Source organism: Sphingomonas sp. Leaf343, assembly GCF_001423765.1.
Taxonomy (GTDB): Bacteria; Pseudomonadota; Alphaproteobacteria; order Sphingomonadales; family Sphingomonadaceae; genus Sphingomonas.
In genome coordinates this window covers 2,501-18,564 of sequence record NZ_LMPG01000001.1, presented here as the reverse complement: position 1 = coordinate 18,564, position 16,064 = coordinate 2,501, and the positions used below count along the sequence as shown (strand labels likewise).

Below are 16,064 nucleotides of genomic sequence, written 5' to 3'. Positions count from 1 at the left end.
GTCAGAGCAGGAAGTCGGCGCTCGTCAGCAAGTGGTCGCTGCGCACCGTCATCGTGAACTCGGCCATCGAGTCGCCATCGAGATCGCCGAGCAGAGTGTACAACCCGTCCAGGCTGCCGCCGATCCGGATCTGGCCGGCGACGCCCGAGAACGCGTCCTCGCCGACCCAGACCAGACCGTCCGCCATCGCCGAGAAGTCGATCGCATCGCCGACGGCGAAATCGCGGATACCGTCGCCATCCACGGCGTTGGCGCCGACGAACCGGAACACGTCATCGCCCGCACCGCCATACAGCAGGTCCTTGCCCGCGTCGCCGATCAGCACATCGTTGCCACCGCCGCCGTTCAGCACGTCGTCGCCACCCAGCCCCGCCAGCGTATCGTCGCCGGCCAGCCCGAACAGCCTGTCGCGGCCATCGCTGCCGGACAGCATGTCGCCGCCGTCGGTGCCATAGGTCGGCGTGACGAACGCCCAGCTCGGATCGCCGACCAGCGTGCTCGCAACATCCGAGGGACGGATATTCAGATTCTCTGCGGTCAGGCTGGTCGCGACCAGATTTTCCAGCGTCAGGATCGTCACTGTGCCGAACTCATCGCCGCCACCGTCCTTGTCGACCTGGACCAGCGTCGACGATCCGCTCTGGGTCAGGTGATAGTGCCCCGTCTGGAAAGGATCGTCTCCGAACGTGTATCCATCCAGCAGGCTGATGGGATTGAAGCTGTCGTCGTAATGCACTTCCAGCAGGTTGTTCATCGACAGCACGTCGTCTGCCACCGAGAAATCGGTGATGATCGTGTCGTGTCGGTCGACGACGACCGTCAACAGGTCCGCGTTGAAGTAAAGCCGGTCGTTGCCCGCCCCGAACGTCGCGCGGAAGGTGTTGGTCCCGGCCTCGCCACCCAGGCTCAGGCCGATATAATCGTCCCCATCGCCGCCATCCAGCGTTGCGGACAGGGCGCCGACGATGACCATCACGTCGTCGCCGGCGCCGCCCGACATGGTGATCGCGTGAAGATCATTGACGAACGACAACAACGACAGGTCGTCATTGCCATCGCCGCCGTCGAGCAGGATGTCGTCCGCCGGCCCGCCCCTGCGCAGGACGAAGAGCTTGTCGTCCCCGCCCCGCCCGTAGAGACGATCGCTACCGCCGTCCTGCTCTTGCAGATTGTCCGATCGATCGGTCAGATAGATCGTATCGCCATAGGCGGATGTCGCCACCGTCTCGAAGTTCGTGGCGGTGATACGGCCCGCGCCGCCGGTATCCTGAGCGTCGGTCCGCATCAGGTCGAACGTCACACCGGCCTGCGCGTTCGCGAAGCTCATCATGTCATATCCCGCGCCGCCGTCGAACACGTCGTCGCCCGTTCCGCCGAACACGGTGTCGTCGCCTGCGCCGGCATCGACCCGGTCGTTGCCGCCATAGGTCGCGATGAAGTCGTATCCCGCGCCGCCGAAAACAACGTCGTCGCCATCGCCGCCTTCGAAGCCCAGCTTCTCGATACCGACGATCGATCCGGCGGCACGGCCGCCCGACAGGATCGTCGTCTTCGCGTTCGGATCGCGCACATCGACGAAGATGCCCTCCGAACGGCCATTATAGGCGAGGATCGCGAAGTCGATGCCCTCGCCGCCATCGATAACGTCGTCACCGCCGTCGACGCGGATCAGGTTGCCGCGATCGACGGAGAGGCCGAAGGACGAGTTGAAGACGGTCGTCGCGAAGCTGCCGTTGGACAGCGTGTCGTCGCCGTCGCCGCCGCTCAACACGTCGTTGCCGGCCCCGCCGATCACGACATCCGATCCTGCGCCGCCGAACAGCGTGTCGATCGAGTTGTCGGCGTTCGAGTCTGCTGACAGACCAAGCGTGTCGCCGACGAGGAAGTCGTTGCCGTCGCCGCCCGTGATGACGTCACGGCCCAGGCCGCCGACCAGCACGTCACCGCCGTCGCCGCCATCGATGGCGTTGTCCGCCGCGCTGCCCGTCAGGTAATCGACGTTCGAACCGCCGACCAGTCCTTCGATGGCGACCAGCGTCTTGATGCCGGTTGCGCCGCTGTCCTGGCTCTGCGTCGATGACAGATCGATCGTCACGCGCGTGCCGACCTGGGCGAAGCTGAGTGTGTCGAAGCCCCTGCGCCCATTGAACATGTCGGTTCCGCCGCCGTCGACGAACAGATTGTCGCCGTCGCTGCCCGAGATCGTGTCGTTGCCGGCCCCGGTGACGAGGTTCTCGATGCTCGTCAGTCGATCGATCCCGTGGCCCGTCTGCTGCGACGCATGGTTCCGCAGGTCGATGGTCGTGTCGATCGCGCCCGCGTACACGGCCGTATCGATACCGTCTCCACCGCTGATCGTATCGTTGCCGAGTCCGCCGTCGATCCGGTCGTCGCCCGCCGCACCCCAGAGTATGTCGTTGCCGGCGCCGCCGATCAGAGTGTTCGCCGCAGCGTTGCCACTGATCCGGTCGTCGCCGCTGCCGCCCGTGATGTTCTCGACATCCTGCATCCGCGCGACCGTGCGGTTGCCGATAGAGGCGCTGCCCAGTGCACCGTCGCGCAGAGCCGCGGTGACCCCTGCGCTCGACGTCACGAAGGATACGGTATCGTTGCCCTCACCGCCGATCAACATGTCCAGCCCGGACCGGCGACCCAGCGCGTCGCCCATCAGGACGTCGTCGCCCGCGCCGCCGTCGATCGTGTTCGCCCGGTCGTCACCCGCCAGCACGTCGTCGCCTGCACCGCCCGTCAGGTTCTCGAAACCGCGCGCGTCCACCGTCTGGCCCAGCCGGTACGCCTGGGCCGCGCCCTGTGCCGCCAGGCTGACCGACACCGCCGTCGCCTGCGATGCGAAGGACAGGGTATCAATGCCCTTGCCGCCGTCCAGCACGTCGCTGCCGCCGCCGCCATCGATGACGTTCGCGCCGGCGTTGCCGGTCAGACGATCGGCGAACCGCGTGCCCGTCATATTCTCGACGTTCAGGATCGTGTCGCGGCCGGCACCGGTATCCTGCGCCGTTGTGCCGAGCGTGACGGCGACGCCGCGGAAGTGGTTCGCGTAGCTGACGGTGTCGATCCCCGCGCCACCGTCGATCCGGTCATCGCCCGCCGACGCCACCAGCAGATCGTCGCCCAGACCCCCGTCCAGCATGGCGGACCCGGTCTGCCGGATCACCGGCGCGGCGACGGCGGCACTTTCGAGCGAGACATGCAGCGTATAGGGCTGATCCTCACGAAGATCGCGCGCCTCGGCGCTGAACGTGCTGCCCGTGACGCGGACGTAGTAGGTGCCGCTTTCCAGGAATGTATAAGCCAGTCGTGCGTCGTAACCGCGGCGGCTGCCGTCGTCGGTCGTAAATTCCAGATAGTTGGAGGCGATCACGGTGCCAGTCGCGTCGAGGATCTCCAGCCCGGTATAGTTGTTCGTCGCATCGATATCGAACAGCGACCGCGCGCCGGCGACCGCCGTGAAGCTGTAATAGTCGACGCCGAGACTGCCCGCCGCTGCCGCGACGACCGTCGCATGCGGCAACACCTCTCCGCCATAGGCCGGAAACGTCGAGACGCCGTCGCGACCGGCCAGTTCGAACGCGCCGTCGAGCGTGATGGCGGACGCGATCGACCGGTTGAGCGCGGTCGCGTCCCGCACGATATCGGCTTCGTCGCGATATGCCAGGGTATAGCCGCCACCGATCAGCACGTCGTCGCCGCCGCCACCGATCAGCACGTCCCGCCCGCCCGCGCCGCCCGACAGCGTGTTGGCGCCGTCGTCGCCGGTCAGGCGATCGTCGAAGGCGGTGCCGATGATGCCCTCGATGCCGTTCAGCACGTCGGTGTCGACGCCGTTGACGACCCGCAAGTCGGTCGCGTCGCGATCGACCGCGACGCTGATGCCGCTGGTGGCTCCCGTGAAATCGGCGATGTCGGTGCCGCTGCCGCCGATCAGCGTATCGCTGCCCGCACCGCCGGCCAGGACATCGTCGCCGGCCAGACCGACGAGGACGTTGTTCACCTGATTGCCGGTGATCCGGTCGTCGCCCGCCCCGCCGATCGCATTCTCGATGAGCGAGCGCACATCGCCCTGATACAACAGGGCATTGCCGATATTGCCGGGCGCCGCGATATCGCCACCGGTCAGCGCATTATTGTCGGCGCGCTGTTCAACGGAGAAGGTCGAGAAGGCGCCGGGCCGCAGGTCGACGGTGATGCCGCCGCCATAGTTGGACAGATCATAGGTGTCGTTGCCGCCACCGTCCCAGATCGTCTCGAACACGACATTGCCGCCCGGCATGCCCTGCCCGACGTCGTTGATGAAGCCCTGGCCGGTCGCGGCATCCCAGCGATAGACGCTGTCGCCGCCCTGCGTCGTGAAGTTCGCCCCATACAGATACTGGAGCGCGGCGATATCCAGCTGCATATAGGTCTGTGCCTGGTTCTTCCCCTCGCCCTCGAAGCTCGTCACGCCGTAGGGGCCGCCGGTGTAGGTCATCAACGACCACGCCTGACCGTCCTTGTCGTATTCGATGGCCCGGGTGCCGTAGAGCGTGGGGCCGCCTTCGAAGATGCCGCCCAAATCCTCCTTCGAGTAATCGTCCTGGCCGTGCTTCAGGCCCATCGTATGGCCGATCTCGTGCAGCATGGTGGCATAGCCCCAGTTGCCGCGCTGAGGAGCTTCGTAATAGGGCTGCTCGGTGCGGCCGAACCAGATGTTGCCGCCTTCGTCGTCGACGAAGTTGGGGAAGCCACCCTGCGCGGACGGGACCGCCTGCGACACCGTGTTCGACAGGCGGAAGGTCGCGTCCTTGACCTGATCCGGAGCCACCTCGGTGATCGTCAGGTTCGTGTAGCCCTCGATCATGCGGAACGCATCGCGCGCGGCAACCTGCTGTTGCGCGTTGAACGAAAATTGACCCGCGCCGTAGTTCGGATCGGCATAGTCGCCATTGTCGGGAAAGGTGAAGGTCAACGTCGAACTCGTCCAGCGCGATCCGATCAGCACGGCATCGATGTTGCGATCTCCGCTGAATGAAAAGGTGCCGTCGCCATTGGCGACCTGCGGCAGCATTTCGGCTCCGCGCACGCCAGAATGGATGCCCGCCGCGACCGAGGACATCGGCGACCCGAAGCTACCCTTCGCCGACGTCAACCCACCGCACGCCCCACAGCCGCACGCCATGCCCGAAAGAGCACCCGACGTGACGTCGAAATAGGAGAGTTCCTGTGCAGCGGTCGTCATGACGGGTTCCTTACAATTTCGTTAATGCAAGTCAGCACGCCCCACAAAAGATGTAAAGGGGTTATTTGCCATCGCATATAACTCTATGGCGGGTGTTGCCGCGATGTCAGCATCCGTTCGGTGGAAGGCTGCTACGACCGCATGTCCGTGAGACGATCCGCACGCGATCCGCACGCAAGCGCGGCGACGGTCGGTCCGAAAGCCCACGCCCTCGCACCCCACTCCGCACGCGTTCCCGATCCATGGTTCGATACGGGCACCCGATGCCAGCGATTGCAAAGGTTGACGGCAACGGCATCTGTGCCAATGCGGGAACATGGACGCAAACTCGGCACTCTGCGGCTTCGGTTTCACGCAACTGGAAGCCCTGATCTACGCCGAGCTTCTTCGCAGCGCGCCCTCGACGGGCTATCGACTCGCCCGCGATGTCGGCAAAGCGCCGCCCAACATCTATCAGACGCTCAAGGGACTGGTCGAAAAAGGCGCGATCGTCGCCGCGGAAGATGCCGAAAGCGCGACGAGTTACTTTCCCGTGCCGCCACGCCAGCTGTTCGCCGCGATCAAGGACGACTTTGCGGAGCGTCACCACGCTGCGCTGACCATATTGGAGGCGATCCATGCGCCAACCGCGCACGAATCGGTCTACCAGTTGCGGAACGTCAAGCAGGTCTTCGAACGCGCGCTCGCGATGATCGAGGCCGCGGACGAGATCATCCTGTTCGACATGATGCCGCCCATCTCGGCCCGGCTGCGCCCGGCGATCGATCAGGCCGCGCAGCGCGGGGTCAAGGTCGTCGGCATAGCCTATCGCCCCGAAGATGCGGCCGCGACCATCCCCTATAACGGCGAAAAGACCAGCGACGTCGAGAGCCGCTGGCCGGGGCTGGGCCTCATCCTCATCATCGACGGTCGCGAACAGCTCATCGCGCAGCTCACGCGCGACATGGAAAACGTCCTGAACGCCGTCTATTCCGACAGCGTGTTCCTCAGTTCCGTGCTACATAGCGCCGTCTCGTCGGACATCCGGCTCGTCGCCCTGCGTGCCGATGCGACCGATCCCCTTGCCGACCTGACCCTGACCATCACCCCGCCGCCGGGGCTGCGCGATCTGCAGACGGACGTACCCGCGGTGGCGGGGTGAGCGGCGAGGCTTGACGGGCCTTCGGTAGCTCCACCGTCCGGATGGGCCGCCACACGCCCGTTCCGCAACCGCATGCCGGAAATTCAAAAGGGCCGCCGGTCTTTCGACCGGCGGCCCTCACGATGTATTTCAGCTTCGCTGCGATCAGGCGAGGCTGGGCCTTGCCGCGCCACGCCGGCGGCGAAGAGCACCGCCCGCCATACCGACGCCCGCGATCAGCATGGCCCATGTGGCCGGCTCGGGAACCGTTCCGCCCGGAGTAATCGATCCGAAGGTGATGTCGTCGAACACGATCTGGTTGGCGACGCCGCCGAAGCCGATCGAACGGGCGGTGCCGTTGAACGCCACCCCGGCTGCCCCGAACGGACAGAACCCTGCGCCATAGGGAGCGCCGCACCCGACGCCGTTCGGCGTGAGGTTCAGGCTGGCCAGCACATTGCCCGTGCCGTTCAGACCATCATAAACATTCACGGCCCCGGCGAAGCTGACCGAAACATAGTTCAGCGAGAAGCCCGTCGTGAACCCCGCGTCGACGTTCAGAAACGTCTCGCTGCCATTGATGAAGAACAGTCCGCCGCGCGTCGATCCGGGATCACCCACACCGCCACGGGATGTATTCGAGCAGCTCACACCCGGCGTGTTCAGACAGATCGCCAGCGCGTTGCTGCCGAACGAGATACCGTAATTGGTGCCGGTCGTACCGTCGCCGCTGGTACCGCCATTATAAAAATCACGGATCTGGGCGAAGCCGGACGGATAGGTAGAGTTCACCCCTTCGAAGTTCAGGCTGACCACCTGAGCGGACGTGGGTGCGGCTGCGAACGCTCCCAGTGCCATCGTTACGGCCATCGCTGTCTTGCGCATTGATATTACCCCTGTTGTATCCCCATCGGGATGCCCTGCCCCTGAGTCTGCACTTCATCACCAAAGATACCGGCGACTCGTTGCATCCCAGATGCCAAGGTTAACACAGTGTCAACGACAAGCAGAGTCCCGATCACTATATACTATGTGATGATCCGGCCGGGTGAACCGTTCCGAGATGATGGGACATCGTCCAGATCGATGACGACGTGTAAAACGGGCAGACACTACAATGTCATGATCGTAGTACTGCAAACCCCATGAGCTTGTACTTGCATGGAAACTTCACAACGCGCCGTCGCGGGGCGACCCAAAAAGGTCGGCACGCGTCGGAACGACAACGGCAGTAATGCGATGGTCATGTCTTTCAGTTTTTACGAACCAGTGATCTTGCAGTTTACAGGTGAACTCCTGTTGTTCGTCTACATCGCCTCAGGCGTAGCCCCAATGATCCACCCAGCGTTGCATTCGCGGCAGCCATGGTGCCAGCACATCGGTATAACGACGCCAATAGCCTACGCCGTTCGCGTTAAGGCCGAGGGTCAACTGGAGGTCGCTGGGCGTTCGCGCGCGCGCGGCGGCGCGGCCGGCAAAGTCCGCCATGGCCGGCTGCCATTCCAGCCCTACCAGCCGCAATATCCCGCAAAGCTCCTTCTCCAGATCCGTCACCAGAGCCTCGTGACGCACCTCGTGCAGCGTGACGGGTAACGTGTGGCGACACGCCAAGATCAACTGCATGACCGCTTCGTAATAATTTACCGCGTCGACGGGACGCAACAGTTCGAACATCGCGGCATTCATCTGGAAACGACGGCGAATGCAGCTCAACACGACATCGCGCGGATCACGCAGCGACAGGAGCAGGGTCGCATCGGGAAACAGCCTGGCGATCAGCGGCAGCGCGACGCTGTGCAGGGGGAGTTTGTCGACCAGCACGATGCCTTGCAACGGTCCGACCTCGACGGCGGCGGCGTCGAAATACCGTTGGCGGAGCGCCGCGATATCGGCGGGAGTCAGACTGTCCAGCCTCGTTATCTGATCCCGCTCCAGCAGCCCGCCGGCGACGCGGCCGACGATGTCGATCTCCGGCAGCGTCCGGATCGCGTCATGGCCGGCCAACGCCTTTTCCAGCAGGGTCGTGCCCGATCGCGGGAAGCCCAGCACGAACAGATGGCCACGAAGGCCGTGTTCCTCCCGCGGCAGGCTGCCCGTGACAGGCAGCGGTTTCAGGCCGCGGTGCAGGCGGCGCGCCTGATCGACGCGGCGTTCCTTGCCCTGACGGGCGAGCAGCGGCGCAGTGCGACGATGCACCTCCTGATTGCGCGCGACATAGTCGGCGAAGGCGAGATCATAAGCACCCATGGCGTCCCGGGCATCGGCGCGCAGGCCGAGTACGCCGACCGCCGCTTCGCCATGCTCGCCGACCCTTGTGAGCAGCGCCGTGGCGCGCGCTTCTGCCTCCGCGGCGTCGCCCTGGTCCAGCGCCAGACGCGCCAGCGACAGTGCGGCGGTGATGTTGTCGGGCTCGACCGTCAGCGCGCGTTCGCCCAGCATCGTGGCACCGGCAACGTCGCCACGCCGCACCGCCACCGCCGCCCTGGCGGCGAGCGGTGCCGCCCGGCCGGGCATCATTGCCTCCAGCCGCTGGTAATGCGCGTCGGCGGCATCGAGATCGGCAAGCGCGAGGCACGCGTGTCCCAGCGGCTCCACGATCATCGGCTGGTCCGGCCACAGCATGTCCGCCTGCTCCAGCGCCGCCCGGGCCTCGACGTGCTGGCCCGTACGCCCCAGCAGCACGCCCAGCCGCCGCCAAGCCTCCGGCTCGTGCGGCGCATCGCCGACCCCGTCGCGCAGCATCTGGATGGCGCGCCCGGCATCGTCCATCGCCTCGATCTGCTCGGCCGCGAGCATCACCACCAGGGGATGGCGCTCGCCCGACGCGAAGGCTTGCCCCGCCAGCGCCAGCGCGCCCGCACGATCCGCCTGCGCGACCCGCTCCATCACCCGCTTCACCGCCTCGGACATCACACCTCCCGCTCGATGTCCGATAGCTAACGCCGGAACGGGCATCCGGCCAAGCGTCATGACCGACCGGGTGCGCTTGCCGGCCTCCCGACGTATAGGTCGTGCGCCGCGACCAGAGGTGATTTTCGCGCCGGCACGTCGTGCGCGAACCGGCCGATCGAGCCGCCGTGCACGGCAGGCCGGTCATGGTCGTCAGCGACGATACAGCGTCAAGCCTGCCGCAGGGAGCGTTCGAACAGCCGAAATCAACATGGCCGATCGGGAGAGGTGCTAACGCTGTTTCCTGGCTATCGTCGCCGTAAAATCGGGGTCCTTGTGCGCGACCCACTCGACGAACTTCCGCACCCCGGGGTTGGCGAGCAAAGCCTCCACATCAAGCCCATGGCGTTGAAGTTCCGAGTTGGTGAAGTTGACCATCAGTGTTTGCTGACAGATGGAGTGCATCGGAACGACGTCCCGCCCGCCCCGGCTTTTGGGAACGGGATGGTGCCAGACGATCGTCTTGCCCGTCGGGCGTCCACACAGCCAGCACGCCACCGCTACGGGCGGCGCATCATCCTCGTGTTCGACGTCCGGGTACGGGCCATGCTTCGGGTGTTTACGAGCCATAGACATCCCTGAATCGCGTTATCGCGTGCGTTGCCCGCATGGCGGGGTCACCCCTGATACCGCAACGTGTTACCGAACCCATCATTGGTCTTGGTCATCTTGGCAAGCTTCCGAAGCACGCCACGGACGTGCCTTTCGAACCGCAGATCGTCATGGACTCCCGTGGCGCGATAGACGTCCTGGTCCAGCAGCGCTTTCACATGTCCGGCGAATGCGGACTGGCCGTCGGCATGGCCGCCGGCTTGCAGGGCGCGGTAGACCCACTCCTCGGCCGCGGCCTTGTCATAATCGTCTCGGGCCGCATAACCCTGCCTGTCCGCTGCCGCCTGATCGAGACGTGCCGCAGTGAGCCGGCGTTCGAGCCACGTGCGAACACGATCGCCGTCCCACGCTTCCGAAGATCCGCTTGTCATGTCGCACAGTCCTGATCCTGGATCGCGAGGCTGGTCCCGCGCGACGGATCGGTGTACCCCGTTGTGAACAATTCGGCGACCGGGCACTTCGCTCCGATGCGCTACCGATGTGTGGAGCACGGACATACCTCGCAAACCAAATTACGATTTCGAACGCCGCGAGCGCGAAAAGACCAGAACGGCGGATGCGGCCAAAAAGGCGCAGGCCAAGGCGGAGAAGCGGGCGGGCGGGCAGGTGACCGCGAATCCCGATCCGTCAGGGGATGCTCAGGACCGTTGACACGACGATGAACACCATCTCTGCCGCTCTTGCGGAACTCGGATGGACATCCTTCTTCGGCAAGCAGATTTCGGTCGAGGAGTTCGGTGCCTGCACGCCTGTCCGCGTCATATCGGTTCATCGAGGAAGAGTGACCATCGCAGGCGAAGCGGGCGAGGAGTCCATCTCGTCCAGAATGCCAGCCTGTGGCGAGGCGGATGACAGGCCGACGGTCGGCGATTGGCTGCTGATCGATCGCGGTACCCGAAATCTTGTCCGCCTCCTTGCCCGGACGAGCCTGTTCAAGCGGCCAGCTCCCGGCGACGATCGCCGGACACAACTCATCGCCGCAAACGTCGACACCCTGTTCATCGTCACGTCCGGCAATCAGGACTTCAACCTCGCACGTCTCGAACGCTACCTCGTACTCGCACGCGAGACGGGTGTTCAGCCGGTCGTGGTTGTTACGAAAACCGACCTTTCCGCCACACCGGACCATTTCGTAGATGCGGCTCGCGCACTCCAGTCAGGCTTGCATGTGGTGCGGGTCGACGGACGTGATCCGACGAGTTCCGCCGGGCTGGCTGCATATTGCGGCTTCGGGGAAACGGTCGCGCTGGTGGGATCGTCCGGCGTTGGCAAGTCGACCCTCGTCAACACGCTGAGAGGGTCAGATCAGATCGCGACGCAGGCCGTTCGCGACGACGACGGGAAGGGCCGGCATACGACAACCGTTCGCGAGATGCACCGCCTTGCCGGCGGTGCGCACAGGGGCGGCTGGCTGATCGACACGCCCGGCATGCGTGAGCTTCAGATGTCCGAGGTCGCGTCCGGCGTCACGGAGGTGTTTGACGACGTGATGGCGGTTGCTCTGGAATGCCGGTTCACCAATTGCGGGCATGGCGATGAGCCCGCATGCGCCATCCGCCGCGCCATCGCGGATGGCGACCTCGATCCCGCCCGCGTCGATCGTTGGCGCAAGCTCGATCTGGAGGATAACGTGAACACCGGTATCGTCGCCGGTCGGCGTGCGCGTGGCGGGAAAGCGGGTTCGGCAAGGAGAGGGTGACAGGTTTGGTCTACGATGTGGCGACAGACGCTTTCGCCCCGAAACTCGACCATTGGCGAGCCATCGCATGAACGCCGATACCTCGGTTCAAAAGCGTGGCAAGAAGCTGGGCCCTGTCCGGTGGTACGGAGAACCCTAACTATTCGAGCGCCTTTGATCGCTCCCGCCCGGCCGTAAGCGACCAGCAGGCGGACCGCATCTTCCTGCGCAGGGATTGCTGATATGGGAACCGGATATCGTCTCGCGGCGCACTGACGAACAGGATCATACGCAACGCACCCATGGCGCGCATCGCACGCCAGCGACGTGTTCGTGCCGCTGTGTCGGCGGACGCATCTTCGCCCAGTCGGTGCCGGCAACATCATCGCTCAAAGCGGCGAGCGGCATGGCACGACGCGATGTTCGGAATGCATCGGACCCGTTTAGGGGCCGTACCGGGGCGCACCGGATTGAGGCACTCCAGTGGTCAATCACGCGATGTACGGTGTCGACCCGGGCAGGAGCGACGCGAGCGATGAGGCGATGACTTGCGAAAAGGGGCTCGACATCACGCCTTGCTGTCTATCGTGCAGGTTCTACATCACGAGGCATCGCACCCATGGCGTAAAGCGCTGGGCGCGTCTCTAGTATTTGACCAGGCCCAAGCCGCAGAAGAAATGCACAAAAAAACCGCCGCGGGAGACCCCGAGACGGTACAGCTGCTATCTGTTTGGTTGCGGGGACAGGATTTGAACCTGTGACCTTCAGGTTATGAGCCTGACGAGCTACCGGGCTGCTCCACCCCGCGACACTGTGTATGGCCTTTTGGGCGCGCCTCCCGTTTGGGGAGGGTAACATGTGAATGGGCGCTGCTGCTGCCCCGCGAGCCGGAGCAGGNTGGTTGCGGGGACAGGATTTGAACCTGTGACCTTCAGGTTATGAGCCTGACGAGCTACCGGGCTGCTCCACCCCGCGACACTGTGTATGGCCTTTTGGGCGCGCCTCCCGTTTGGGGAGGGTAACATGTGAATGGGTTCTTTCCCGTGCGGGGATGCGTTCTCGACGACGCACAAGCTACAATGCCTGGCGACGACCTACTCTTCCACTGCTTGAGCAGTAGTACCATTGGCGCGGTCGGGTTTCACGGCCGAGTTCGGGATGGGATCGGGTGGGACACCGACGCTATGGTCACCAGGCAATGAAGCCTGTGCGTGTCGAGGATGCGTTTTATCGCACGGGGTTCTGAAATCGATGCACCTGTGTTCGTATTCTGGCGTCGAGCCTATCATCCGCACCATCGTCATCGGCCGGTTGCCCGGGATTGATGTTGATGGTGGAACTCTCAAGCGCGAATAGAGCGATTAGTATCGGTTAGCTTCACGCGTTACCGCGCTTCCACATCCGATCTATCAAGGTCGTGGTCTTCGACCGCTCTGAGAAATCTTATCTCGAGGGAGGCTTCCCGCTTAGATGCTTTCAGCGGTTATCCCGTCCGTACATAGCTACCCTGCTGCGCCGTTGGCACGACGACAGGTACACCAGAGGTACGTTCAACCCGGTCCTCTCGTACTAGGGTCAACTCCTCTCAAATTTCGACGCCCACGGCAGATAGGGACCAAACTGTCTCGCGACGTTCTGAACCCAGCTCACGTACCACTTTAATTGGCGAACAGCCAAACCCTTGGGACCTGCTCCAGCCCCAGGATGTGATGAGCCGACATCGAGGTGCCAAACAACCCCGTCGATATGAGCTCTTGGGGGTTATCAGCCTGTTATCCCCGGCGTACCTTTTATCCGTTGAGCGATGGCCCTTCCACGAGGGACCACCGGATCACTATGACCGACTTTCGTCTCTGCTCGACTTGTCAGTCTCGCAGTCAGGCGGGCTTATGCCATTGCACTCTTGCAGCCGGTTTCCAACCGGCCTGAGCCCACCATCGCGCGCCTCCGTTACTCTTTAGGAGGCGACCGCCCCAGTCAAACTACCCGCCACAGAGGGTCCCTGATCCCGCTTCAGGGATCGAGGTTAGACATCAGAAAACAACAGGGTGGTATTTCACCTATGGCTCCACCAGATCTGGCGACCTGGCTTCAAAGCCTCCCACCTATGCTACACAGTTCCTTCCTAATGCCACTCTGAAGCTGCAGTAAAGGTGCACGGGGTCTTTCCGTCTAACCGCGGGTACTCCGCATCTTCACGGAGAATTCAATTTCGCTGAGCATGTCCTGGAGACAGTGGGGAAGTCGTTACGCCATTCGTGCAGGTCGGAACTTACCCGACAAGGAATTTCGCTACCTTAGGACCGTTATAGTTACGGCCGCCGTTTACCTGGGCTTCATTTCAGAGCTTGCACCCCTCCACTTAACCTTCAGGCACCGGGCAGGCGTCAGGCCCTATACGTCGTCTTGAAGCCGACTTAGCAGAGCCCTGTGTTTTTGCTAAACAGTCGCTACCCCCTGGCCTGTGCCCCCTCATAACGGTTGCCCGCTGTGAGGGCCTCCTTCTTCCGAAGGTACGGAGGCAATTTGCCGAGTTCCTTCAGGACACTTCTCTCAAGCGCCTTGGTATACTCTACCTGACCACCTGTGTCGGTTTCGGGTACGGTCTATACGGTGGGGCTATTTCCCGGGACAGTTTCGAAGCACGTCCAATCCGATAAGGACGTACAACACACACCATCCGTCACACACCACCAGGCCCACGAATATTAACGTGGTTCCCATCGACTACCCCCTTCGGGCTCGTCTTAGGGGCCGGCTCACCCTGCGCGGATTAGCCTTGCGCAGGAACCCTTGGTCTTTCGGCGAGAGGGCATCTCACCCTCTTTATCGCTACTCATGTCTGCATTCGCACTTCCGATACCTCCACGACCCATTACCAGATCGCTTCACAGGCTTACGGAACGCTCCGCTACCGCGTGGAAATAAATCCACACCCTAAGCTTCGGTGCACGTCTTGAGCCCCGTTACATCTTCGCCGCAGAAACCCTTGTTTAGACCAGTGAGCTGTTACGCTTTCTTTAAAGGATGGCTGCTTCTAAGCCAACCTCCTGGTTGTTTTGGGATTTCCACATGCTTTCCCACTTAGACGTGACTTGGGGACCTTAGCTGTAGGTCAGGGCTGTTTCCCTTTTGACGACGGACCTTAGCACCCGCCGTCTGTCTCCCGAGTAGTACTCGCAGGTATTCGGAGTTTGGTTAGAGTTGGTAGATCTCGCGACCCCCGCATCCATCCAGTGCTCTACCCCCTACGGTATTCGCTCGAGGCACTACCTCAATAGTTTTCGCGGAGAACCAGCTATTTCCCGGCTTGATTGGCCTTTCACCCCTAAACACAACTCATCCGGTAACTTTTCAACGTTAATCGGTTCGGACCTCCAGTGCGTGTTACCGCACCTTCATCCTGGTCATGCCTAGATCGCCGGGTTTCGGGTCTAATACTTCAAACTATGGCGCCCTATTCAGACTCGCTTTCGCTGCGCCTACACCTAACGGCTTAAGCTTGCTTGAAACATTAAGTCACAGACCCATTATGCAAGAGGTACGCAGTCAGGGCACAAGACCCCTCCTACTGCTTGTAGGCAATCCGTTTCAGGTACTGTTTCACTCCCCTCATCGGGGTGCTTTTCACCTTTCCCTCACGGTACTAGTTCGCTATCGGTCATGTACGAGTATTTAGGCTTAGAGGGTGGTCCCCCTATGTTCAGACAGGATTACACGTGTCCCGCCCTACTCGAGTCCTTCAACATCAGTTTCGCATACGGGGCTGTCACCCGCTATGGCGCTACTTTCCAGAAGCTTCTGCTACTTGAATTGAAGGCACTGGCCTGGTCCGCGTTCGCTCGCCACTACTAACGGAATCTCGGTTGATGTCTTTTCCTCCGGCTACTGAGATGTTTCAGTTCACCGGGTTCGCTTCTCGAAACCTATGTATTCAGTCTCGAGATACCTGTTTCCGCCTAACCTTCGCCCGTGTGTCGCCACACGATCGAGATTAAACGGATAGGTGGGTTTCCCCATTCGGAAATCTGCGGGTCAAAGGTTGCTCACACCTCACCGCAGCTTATCGCAGCGTGCCACGTCCTTCATCGCCTGTACATGCCAAGGCATCCACGAATTGCCCTTACCTCACGCTTGAGAGTCCACACCACCAACATCAACGCCGGACAGTCCTCTCGGACCATCAACTCGGCAGAGCGACGTCGCTGTGGCGCCGGATCGTCTCCCTTGCGGAAAACGCCAGCCTGGTGCGGATGATTATAATCTCAGCCAGATTGTACCGGCACATCGTCGGGGCAAAACCCCACCGACATGCCGTTTAAGTGAATTACCGACCTTGTCTCGCAGCGATGCGCCAGCCTTGCGGCCCGCTCACCTCCACTCAAAAGCCGATACCTTCACGGCATCGATTTTAAGAACCCATTCACAATGTCAAAGAGGAGCCAGATGCTCCAAATACCGCTGCCAAT

At 62.6% G+C, this 16,064-nt stretch carries 7 protein-coding genes, 2 tRNA genes and 2 rRNA genes; 2 read left to right on the top strand and 9 right to left on the bottom strand.

The features are described from left to right. Position 1 precedes the first annotated feature (1 nt). A complete protein-coding gene (locus ASG07_RS18070; protein ID WP_055840532.1) occupies positions 2-5,236 on the bottom strand; it encodes a M10 family metallopeptidase C-terminal domain-containing protein in 5,235 nt (1,744 codons plus the stop codon). A gap of 316 nt (positions 5,237-5,552) precedes the next feature. Here ASG07_RS18070 and ASG07_RS00065 point away from each other — a divergent pair, with 316 nt between their 5' ends. Next, positions 5,553-6,377: a TrmB family transcriptional regulator gene (locus ASG07_RS00065; RefSeq protein WP_055840529.1), complete on the top strand. Its 825-nt coding sequence runs from the start codon at positions 5,553-5,555 to the stop codon at positions 6,375-6,377. A 144-nt stretch (positions 6,378-6,521) separates the two neighbouring features. Here the strand turns inward: ASG07_RS00065 and ASG07_RS00060 are convergent, their stop codons facing one another. From ASG07_RS00060 to ASG07_RS00045, 4 genes are all read right to left on the bottom strand, one after another. Continuing rightward, on the bottom strand, positions 6,522-7,241 hold the full coding sequence (locus ASG07_RS00060; RefSeq protein WP_055840527.1) for a PEPxxWA-CTERM sorting domain-containing protein: 720 nt from the start codon (positions 7,239-7,241) through the stop codon (positions 6,522-6,524). Between the two features lie 432 nt (positions 7,242-7,673). Further along, the gene (locus ASG07_RS00055) at positions 7,674-9,266 is read right to left on the bottom strand and encodes a tetratricopeptide repeat-containing sulfotransferase family protein (protein ID WP_055840524.1); all 1,593 of its coding nucleotides are present in this window, start codon (positions 9,264-9,266) and stop codon (positions 7,674-7,676) included. A 270-nt stretch (positions 9,267-9,536) separates the two neighbouring features. Beyond that, complete coding sequence (locus ASG07_RS00050; protein WP_055842624.1) at positions 9,537-9,875, bottom strand: hypothetical protein; 339 nt, start codon at positions 9,873-9,875, stop codon at positions 9,537-9,539. Between the two features lie 47 nt (positions 9,876-9,922). Next, complete coding sequence (locus tag ASG07_RS00045; RefSeq protein ID WP_055840521.1) at positions 9,923-10,288, bottom strand: hypothetical protein; 366 nt, start codon at positions 10,286-10,288, stop codon at positions 9,923-9,925. A 287-nt stretch (positions 10,289-10,575) separates the two neighbouring features. Between ASG07_RS00045 and rsgA the strand changes: the two genes are divergently transcribed. Next, positions 10,576-11,616: a ribosome small subunit-dependent GTPase A gene (gene rsgA / locus ASG07_RS00040; protein ID WP_055840518.1), complete on the top strand. Its 1,041-nt coding sequence runs from the start codon at positions 10,576-10,578 to the stop codon at positions 11,614-11,616. 710 nt (positions 11,617-12,326) lie between these two features. On the opposite strand, the gene ASG07_RS00035 is transcribed toward rsgA, so the two are convergent. The 4 genes from ASG07_RS00035 to ASG07_RS00020 all read right to left on the bottom strand — a co-directional run bounded on the left by ASG07_RS00035 (position 12,327) and on the right by ASG07_RS00020 (position 15,732). Further along, positions 12,327-12,403 (bottom strand) — tRNA-Met (locus ASG07_RS00035). Between the two features lie 90 nt (positions 12,404-12,493). Beyond that, positions 12,494-12,570 (bottom strand) — tRNA-Met (locus ASG07_RS00030). Positions 12,571-12,676: 106 nt separating this feature from the next. Next, positions 12,677-12,791: ribosomal RNA gene (rrf, locus tag ASG07_RS00025) — 5S ribosomal RNA — on the bottom strand. A 145-nt stretch (positions 12,792-12,936) separates the two neighbouring features. Continuing rightward, positions 12,937-15,732 (bottom strand): 23S ribosomal RNA (locus ASG07_RS00020). Positions 15,733-16,064: the final 332 nt, after the last annotated feature.

Coding starts and splice junctions, on each gene's coding strand:
- ASG07_RS18070 (WP_055840532.1), bottom strand. CDS start 5,236: ATGACGACCGCTGCACAGGAACTCTCCTATTTCGACGTCACGTCGGGT.
- ASG07_RS00065 (WP_055840529.1), top strand. CDS start 5,553: ATGGACGCAAACTCGGCACTCTGCGGCTTCGGTTTCACGCAACTGGAA.
- ASG07_RS00060 (WP_055840527.1), bottom strand. CDS start 7,241: ATGCGCAAGACAGCGATGGCCGTAACGATGGCACTGGGAGCGTTCGCA.
- ASG07_RS00055 (WP_055840524.1), bottom strand. CDS start 9,266: ATGTCCGAGGCGGTGAAGCGGGTGATGGAGCGGGTCGCGCAGGCGGAT.
- ASG07_RS00050 (WP_055842624.1), bottom strand. CDS start 9,875: ATGGCTCGTAAACACCCGAAGCATGGCCCGTACCCGGACGTCGAACAC.
- ASG07_RS00045 (WP_055840521.1), bottom strand. CDS start 10,288: ATGACAAGCGGATCTTCGGAAGCGTGGGACGGCGATCGTGTTCGCACG.
- rsgA (WP_055840518.1), top strand. CDS start 10,576: ATGAACACCATCTCTGCCGCTCTTGCGGAACTCGGATGGACATCCTTC.